General features: G+C 70.8%; 2 protein-coding genes. Both read left to right on the plus strand.

Annotated features, from left to right (window positions below; all coding sequences use genetic code 11):
- Positions 1 to 79 precede the first annotated feature (79 nt).
- Positions 80 to 595: a MerR family transcriptional regulator gene (locus H7965_RS23525; protein ID WP_186773018.1), complete on the plus strand. Its 516-nt coding sequence runs from the start codon at positions 80 to 82 to the stop codon at positions 593 to 595.
- A 25-nt stretch (positions 596 to 620) separates the two neighbouring features.
- Positions 621 to 2,404: phage terminase large subunit family protein (locus H7965_RS23530; RefSeq protein WP_186773019.1), on the plus strand; the 1,784-nt coding region annotated here is incomplete at its 3' end.

Genomic DNA, 2,404 nt, shown 5'->3' on the forward strand with positions numbered 1-2,404 from the left:
GCCAAGCTGATAAGGCGCTGGATTCGCATCATTCTCGGGCGCCCTGGCTGCCCCCCTCGCGCGGCGGGAGGTTGCCGCCATGCCGGAACTGACCGCCTCCACGCGCGAGGCCGCCCGTCGCCTCGGCGTCAGTGACATCGCCATCCACAAGGCTGAACGGGCCGGCCGAATTGCCCGAGAGCCGGACGGCCAGTGGGACATCGACAAGACCCGACGCCGCCTCGTGGAGACTGCCGACCCCGTCCGCTCGCCCCTGGCCAGCGGCGCCACCGCGGACGGCACGCCCTTCGCCCGGCTGAAGGTCGCGCAGCTCGCGCTGAAGGTAGAGGCGCAGCGCCTTTCGCTGGACGAGACCAAGCGCCGGCTGCTGGACGTCACCGAGGCCAATGCCGCGCTCGATGAGATCGGCAGCACCATGCGCGACGCGCTGCTGAACTGGCCGGCGCGCGTCTCGGGCCTGATCGCCGCCGAGATCAGCGTCGATCCGCATCTGCTGCAGACCATCCTGCAGAGCCACATCAACGACCTGCTCACGGAGGCGGCCGATCGCTTCGATCCCGCAGGCCTCGGAGGGGATCGGTCTCCGCAGCCGTGAGCATGTGCGCCGGCGTGTCGGCGCCATGCTCCGCCCGCCGCCACAACTCACCGTCTCGGAATGGGCCGAACGCCATCGCATGCTTGGTAGCCGGGCCTCGGCGGAGCCCGGCCCCTGGCGGACCAGCCGCACGCCCTATTTGAAGGACGTGATGGACGCGCTGTCGGCGGTGCATCCCGCCCGGCGGGTCGTATTCATGAAGGGCGCGCAGGTGGGCGCGACCGAGAGCGGGAACAACTGGCTCGGCTACATCATGCACCATGTCCCGGCGCCTGCGCTGGCGGTGCAGCCGACCGTGGAACTGGCCAAGCGCTTCTCGCGCCAGCGCATCGACCCGCTGCTGGAGGAAACCCCGGCGTTGCGGGAGCGGGTTGCCCCGGCCCGGGCGCGCGACAGCGGCAACACCATGCTGTCGAAGGAATTCCCCGGCGGCATCCTGGTCCTGACCGGGGCCAACAGCGCGGTCGGGCTACGCTCGATGACGGCGCGGTTCCTGTTCCTCGACGAGGTGGACGCCTATCCCGGTGATGTCGCCGGCGAGGGTGATCCGATTGCCTTGGCCGAGGCGCGGGCGCGGACCTTCGGCTGGCGGCGCAAGGCCTTCCTGGTCTCGACGCCGACCATCGCCGGGCGCAGCCGCATCGAGCGGGAGTACCTGGCCTCTGACCAGCGGCGGTTCTTCGTGCCGTGCACGGCGTGCGGGGAGATGCAGTGGCTGCGCTTCGAACGGCTGCTCTGGGACAAGGGTGCGCCGGAGACGGCGCGGTATCACTGTTCCGCCTGCGACCACCCAATGCAGGAGCACGACAAGACCGCCATGCTCGGCGGCGGCGAATGGCGCGCGACGGCCGAGGGCCAGGACCCGCACACCATCGGCTTTCACATCTCGGCGCTCTACTCCCCGGTGGGATGGCTGTCCTGGGAGCAGATCGCCCGGGATTGGGAGGCGGCCCAGGGCAAGCCCGAGGACGTCAAGACCTTCAAGAACACCGTGCTGGGGGAGACCTGGCAGGAGCAGGGCGAGGCCCCCGATTGGGAGCGCCTGGTCGAGCGCCGCGAGGATTTCGCCATGGGCGTGGTCCCGCCCGGCGCGCTGGTGCTCACCGCCGGCGTGGACGTGCAGGACGATCGCCTCGAGTGCGACGTCTGGGGCTGGGCGGAGGGCTTCACCTCCTGGCTGGTCGATCATGTGGTGATCCCCGGCAGCCCGCGGGATCGGGAACCCTGGGACGAGTTGGCCAGGCTGCTGGCGCGGGATTGGCCACGCCATGGCGGCGGCACCCTGCGCATCGCCCGGCTCTGCGTCGATACCGGCGGCCGCGACACCGCTGCCGTCTATGGCCATCTGCGCCGCCTGCGAGATCCCCGCATCGCGCCGACCAAGGGCATCGACGGCTGGAACCGCGCTCAGCCCGTCCAGGGCCCGACGCCGGTTGATGCGTTGGTCAATGGCCAGAAGCTCCGGCGCGGCCTCAAGCTGTGGACCGTCTCGGTCTCGACCTGGAAGGCCGATCTCTATCGCCGGCTTTGGCTCGGCCGCGGCGACGCGGAGGAGCTGCCGCCCGGCTGGGTGCATTTGCCCCGGGCGATCGAGGTGGAGTGGGTCAAGCAACTGGTCGCGGAGCAGCTGCGCACCACCAAGGACCGCCGCGGCTTTGCTCGGCAGGAATGGGCCAAGCTGCGGGAACGGAACGAGGCGCTGGACTGCGCGGTGCTCGCCCGCGCGGCGCTCTGGTTGCTCGGTGCCGACCGCTACGGCGAGCAGTTCTGGGCTCGGTTGCGGGACGAGGCGGCGGATGCGCCGCTCGC

Origin of the sequence: Siccirubricoccus deserti (assembly GCF_014283215.1) — a bacterium.
GTDB lineage: Bacteria > Pseudomonadota > Alphaproteobacteria > Acetobacterales > Acetobacteraceae > Siccirubricoccus > Siccirubricoccus deserti.

Excerpts from the sequence above, each read along its gene's own strand:
- H7965_RS23525 (WP_186773018.1), top strand. The coding sequence starts at position 80 with ATGCCGGAACTGACCGCCTCCACGCGCGAGGCCGCCCGTCGCCTCGGC.